The following is a 5391-nucleotide window of genomic DNA, read 5'->3' on the forward strand; positions in this document are numbered from 1 at the left end:
CGATGTCGGTGGGGTTAATCATCACCTGGTCAATGCCTTGGACGTCCATATCACGTAGACGCGCCTTGGGCTCGTAGGAGCCTTTATGGTCGACGTAGTCAACCTGCTCCTTGGTAAGAGCGGTCTTGCGGTTAAGATTGCGGACATTCAAGGCGCGTTGGATGTCGTGTTTAAAACCTGGCCCCGCCGAGGTGAGCACGTTAACCACGCCAGGAGTTCCGCCAATGCGCTGGGATCCGATGCCCGCGCCGGCGTGACCATTGACGATAAGCTGTTTGGTCTCTTGGTCGAACCACATGGTGGTCTTGAGCGCCTCCAGCTCATCCTTAGTGAGCCAATCTTTCGCTCGTTCCCAAATCCAGGCTGGTTCGGTGACGTGGGCATCACAGTCAAAAGTGGGAAAATCCTTTGTCATTGGTGCGAATTGCTGCACAGGCATACATTACCTCCTTCTTTTCGGACCGTGGCGGAGCCACGGTGAGGTTGCTTTCAGAACACTGTCTAATGGTTTGTCAAATATAACATCGCCCAAATTTGGACACCCCGCGCGCCACCCCCGCGCACCCCCACCGCCCGGCAATTTCCCATTGACGCCCACCCCCCTCATCGGCTCCGCTCGGCGCCCAAGCCTTCACCAACCAGCGGGGCCACCCCATGCGCACCCATGCCCGTGTTGTCGTGATCGGCGGCGGCGTCGTCGGCTGCTCGGTCCTCTACCACCTGACCAAGCTCGGCTGGACCGACGTGATGCTGATCGAGCGCTCCGAGCTGACCTCGGGCTCGACCTGGCACGCGGCGGGCGGCTTCCACACGCTCAACGCCGACACCAACATGGCGGCGCTGCAGGGCTATACCATCCGCCTCTACCGCGAGCTCGAGGAGCTCACCGGGCTGAGCTGCGGCCTGCACCATGTCGGCGGCATCACGCTGGCGACCACGCCCGACCGGCTCGACCAGCTCAAGGCCGAGCGCGCCAAGCACCGCTACATGGGGCTGGAGACCGAGATCATCGGCCCCGAAGAGGTGCGCGCCCGCTCGCCCATCACCAACACCGAGGGCGTGCTCGGCGCGCTCTACGACCCGCTCGACGGCCATCTCGACCCCTCGGGCACCACCCACGCCTATGCCCGCGCCGCGCGCAACGCCGGCGCCGAGATCGTGCTCCGCACCCCCGTGCTCGAGACCAACCCCCGTGCGGACGGCAGCTGGGAGGTGGTCACCCAAGCCGGCACCGTGATCGCCGAGCACCTGATCAACGCCGCCGGGCTGTGGGCCCGCGAGGTGGGCGCCATGGCCGGCGTCTACCTGCCGCTGCACCCGGTCGAGCACCAGTATCTGGTCACCGAGGAGACGCCGGAGGTCTATGAGCGCGACTCGGAACTGCCCCACGTCATGGACCCCGAGGGCGAGTCCTATCTGCGCCAGGAGGGCCGCGGCCTGGTGATCGGCTTCTACGAGCAGACCTTGGACCTGTGGGCCGAGGACGGCACCCCCGCCGAGTTCGGCCACGAGCTCCTCAAGGACAACCTCGACCGCATCTCCGACTCGGTCGAGTTCGCCTTCCGCCGCTTCCCCGTGCTCGAGCGCGCCGGCATCAAGCAGGTCATCAACGGCCCCTTCACCTTCGCGCCGGACGGCAACCCGCTGGTCGGCCCGGTGCCGGGCCTGCGCAACTACTGGTCCGCCTGCGCCGTGATGGCGGGCTTCAGCCAGGGCGGCGGGGTCGGGCTGGCGCTCGCCCAATGGATGGTCGAGGGCGAGCCCGAGCGCGACGTCTTCGCCATGGACGTCGCCCGCTTCGGCCCCTGGATCACCCCGGCCTACACCCGCGCCAAGGTGCGCGAGAACTACCAGCGCCGCTTCTCGGTCAGCTACCCCAACGAGGAGCTGCCCGCCGCGCGCCCGTTCCAGACTACGCCCGCCTACCCGCTGTGGCAGGCGCGCCGCGCCGTGTTCGGCGCGGCTTATGGCATGGAGGCGGTGAACTACTTCGCGCCCGAGGGCGAGCCCCCCTACGAGACGCCCTCGTTCCGCCGCTCCAACGCCTTCGCGGCGACCGGCCAGGAATGCCGCGCCGTGCGCGAGGCGGTCGGCCTCAACGAGATCCACAACTTCGGCAAGTATCTGGTCACCGGCCCCGGCGCGCGGGCCTGGCTCGACCGGATCATGGCCGGGCGCATTCCGAAGCCCGGCCGCATCAGCCTCACGCCCATGCTCAGCCCCAAGGGCCGCATCATCGGCGACTTCTCGGTCACCGCGCTGGCCCAGGACCGCTTCCAGCTCACCGCATCCTACGCGGCGCAGAGCTTCCACATGCGCTGGTTCCTCGGCCACCTGCCCGACTCGGGCGTCCGGGTCGAGAACGTCTCCACCCGCCGGCTGGGCTTCCAGATCGCCGGGCCGCGCGCGCGCGACCTGCTCGCCCGGGTGGCCCGCGGCGACGTCTCGAACGCGGCCCTGCGCTTCATGGATGCGCGCGACTACGACATCGGGCTCGCCCGCGCGCTGGTGCAGCGCGTCACCTACTCGGGCGATCTGGGCTACGAGATCTACGTCCCCGCCGAGGACCAGGTCGCGCTCTATGAGACGCTGGTGGCGGCGGGCCAGGAGCTGGGCCTGCGCCCCTTCGGCATGCGCGCCATGATGAGCCTGCGGCTGGAGAAGTTCTTCGGCGCCTGGATGCGCGAGTTCAAACCCGAATACACCGCCGCCGAGACCGGCCTCGACCGCTTCCTCGCCTACGACAAGCCGGCCGACTTTATCGGCCGGGACGCGGCGCTGGCCGAGCGCGACGCCGGCCCCGCGCGGCGGCTCTCGGCCTTCCTGGTCGACGCCGCGGACGCCGACGTCTCGGCCTACGAGCCGATCTGGCACGGCGGCCGCGTGGTCGGCTTCTGCACCTCGGGCGGCTACGCCCACTGGGCGGGCAAGTCGGTGGCGCTGGGCTTCCTGCCGGTCGATCTGACCGCCGAGGGCCGCGAGGTCGAGATCGAGATCCTGGGCGAGATGCGCCCCGCCCGCCTGGTCACCACGCCGCTGTTCGACCCCGACGGCACGCGCATGCGCGGCTGAGCCGCCCGCTGCCCCTGCTCCCCGCGCGCCGCGGCGCCCCGCTCAGCCGGCGTCCTCCACCTGGCCCTGCGCGATAAACTCGCGGTCGATATGGGGCAGGTCGCCGCCGGTGATCTGCGACTCGAAGGCGCGCAGGCGCTTGTAGACCGAGGTGAGCTCGATGATCGTGGTCCAGGAGTTGACCAGGTACTGGAACGAGGTCCTGACCTGCTCGAAGGCGTTCAGGATCTGGTTCATGATGCCCAGCGTGATGGTGCCCGAGATGATCGTGGGCGCCAGCACGACATAGGGAAAGATGTTGTCGCTCTGCAGGTAGACGATGCGCGCGACGTTGAAATAGGCATAGTGGAAATAGATACGGAAGTAGTTCCTGCGCACATTGGCGAACAGCTCGGCCACGGTCGGCGGATCGGCCCGGTCCTCGCGGTCCTCGCCATAGACCAGCTCCTTGCGATAGGCCGCCTCGACCCGCTGGTTGCGGAACTGCAGCCCCGGCAGCTTGATCCCGACCACCGCCAGAAACGTGGTGCCGAACAGCGACCAGATGATCCCGACCACGACCAGGGCATAGGGCACGTGGCCGACCAGCGGCAGCTGGGTGATGTCGACCGACAGGCGCAGCAGCACCGGCAGGAAGGCGATCAGCGTCATGAAGGCGTTGATCAGGTTGACGCCCAGGTCTTCGGAGATCGAGGCGAAGCGCATCGTGTCCTCCTGCACGCGCTGCGCCGCACCCTCGATCAGCCTCAGCCCACCCCAGTTGTCCATATAGTAGTCGTTCATCGCCGTGCGCCAGCGGAACACGTAGTGGCTAACGAAGAAGCGGGTCAGCACGTAGACCACCACGGCGACGAAGGCGATGCCCGCGAAGTCGAGCAGGTAGCCGAAGAACTCGCCCTCGCTCACCGGGCGCGACTTCGACAGCGCCGCCTGGATCATGTCGTAGAACGGGCCGTACCAGTTGTTGATGGCGACCGAGACCTGGACCTGGAAATAGGTGGTGAACAGGATCAGCGCCGAGCCCAGGATCGACCAGCGCATCCAGCGGTGCGGCGCGAACAGCGCCCAGAAGGCGGCGAAGATCAGCACCGCCGCGGTATAGACGATGTAGAACCACAGGAAGGGCTCGGACCAGAACACCCGCACGCCGATGATGGGTTTCGCGCCCGCCGGCGCCGGGCCGAGGCCGAAGCGGCTGCCCAGCGCCTCGCCGCCCAGATACCAGAACGCCATCACCGCGGCGGCCCACAGCACGGCGGAGATCATGAAGAGCCGGGGTCGCGGAAAGAACGAGATGAACATCTTGCATGATCCTCGCGGCTTGCCTGCGTCGCCCGGGACCGGACGATCCATGACTTAACCAAGCGGCCGCGGGAAGAAATGGCCGCGGCGCAATATTTCCGTCTTTTAATGAACTGTATAGGTTGCGCGCGCAGGGGCGGTGCCGGGCGCGTCGGCGCCCCGGGCGGGCGGACCCCTGCCGCCCCCTGCCGCCCTCTGGACCGGATCGCCGAATCGGAGTAAGAACAAAGGGAGAACATTTGCCCTGGCGGAGTCCACCCCCATGCCTGCTCCCCCGCCTCTCGCCGGCCAGCCCGAGCTCGCCCTGATCCGCCCCGGCCGGGTGCACGAGGCCACCGGTCCCGCCCGGCGCGCCTTCGCCGCGGCACTCGCGGGCCGGCTCGCGGGCTCGGTGCTCTGGATCGCCGATCGGCGCGGGGCCGAGATGCTCTGCCCCCAGGGCCTCGCGCCCGTCCTCGACCCGGCCCGCCTGGTCCTCGCCCGCCCGGCCGGCGCCCGCGCGCTCCTGCAGACGGCCGAGGAGGCGCTGCGCTCGGGCGCCGTGGTCCTCGCCGTCGCCGAGCTCGCCCAGGCCCCCGACCTCACGCAGAGCCGCCGCCTGCAGCTCGCCGCCGGCGCGGGCGGCGGGCGCGGCCTGTGCCTCCTGCCCGAGGCCGGCCTGCGCCCCAACGCCGCCGAGACCCGCTGGCACTGCGCGCCCGTCCCCGGTGGCCCCGCCCGCCAGCGCTGGCAGCTGGTCAAGAACAAGCGCGGCCGCCTCGGGGTGTGGGAGGTCCTGTGGCCCGACGCCCGCGATGCCCGGCAGGGGAGCTACTCCCCGCAGGGGGACAATGCCCGGCAGGGGAGCTACTCCCCGCAGGGGGACAATGCCCGGCAGGGGGGCACCGCCCCGCAAGGGGGCGCTACCTCGCAGGGGGGCGCTACCTCGCAGGGGGGCGATGCCCCGCCGGCCCGCGCCCTCGCGCCGGCCACCGGCGCCTGAGCCCCGCCCGACGCCCGCCCGACGCCCCCCCCGAC

At 69.3% G+C, this 5391-nt stretch carries 4 protein-coding genes; 2 read left to right on the forward strand and 2 right to left on the reverse strand.

The features are described 5' to 3' along the window. On the reverse strand, positions 1 to 439 hold a 439-nt coding region (locus AC32QD_RS09950; RefSeq protein ID WP_492010340.1), incomplete at its 3' end, for a hypothetical protein. A 215-nt stretch (positions 440 to 654) separates the two neighbouring features. Between AC32QD_RS09950 and AC32QD_RS09955 the strand changes: the two genes are divergently transcribed. Beyond that, complete coding sequence (locus tag AC32QD_RS09955) at positions 655 to 3072, forward strand: GcvT family protein (protein ID WP_492010341.1); 2418 nt, start codon at positions 655 to 657, stop codon at positions 3070 to 3072. Between the two features lie 42 nt (positions 3073 to 3114). Here the strand turns inward: AC32QD_RS09955 and sbmA are convergent, their stop codons facing one another. Then, positions 3115 to 4374 carry a peptide antibiotic transporter SbmA gene (gene sbmA / locus AC32QD_RS09960; protein WP_492010342.1) on the reverse strand — a complete coding sequence of 420 codons (1260 nt, stop codon included), beginning with the start codon at positions 4372 to 4374 and terminating at the stop codon, positions 3115 to 3117. 262 nt (positions 4375 to 4636) lie between these two features. Here sbmA and AC32QD_RS09965 point away from each other — a divergent pair, with 262 nt between their 5' ends. Continuing rightward, positions 4637 to 5356 carry a hypothetical protein gene (locus tag AC32QD_RS09965; protein ID WP_492010343.1) on the forward strand — a complete coding sequence of 240 codons (720 nt, stop codon included), beginning with the start codon at positions 4637 to 4639 and terminating at the stop codon, positions 5354 to 5356. Positions 5357 to 5391: the final 35 nt, after the last annotated feature.

It is taken from the genome of Thermohalobaculum sp. (assembly GCF_058622915.1).

Bases quoted from the DNA above. Each gene is read 5' to 3' on its own strand.
- AC32QD_RS09955 (WP_492010341.1), top strand. From the start codon at position 655: ATGCGCACCCATGCCCGTGTTGTCGTGATCGGCGGCGGCGTCGTCGGC.
- sbmA (WP_492010342.1), bottom strand. From the start codon at position 4,374: ATGTTCATCTCGTTCTTTCCGCGACCCCGGCTCTTCATGATCTCCGCC.
- AC32QD_RS09965 (WP_492010343.1), top strand. From the start codon at position 4,637: ATGCCTGCTCCCCCGCCTCTCGCCGGCCAGCCCGAGCTCGCCCTGATC.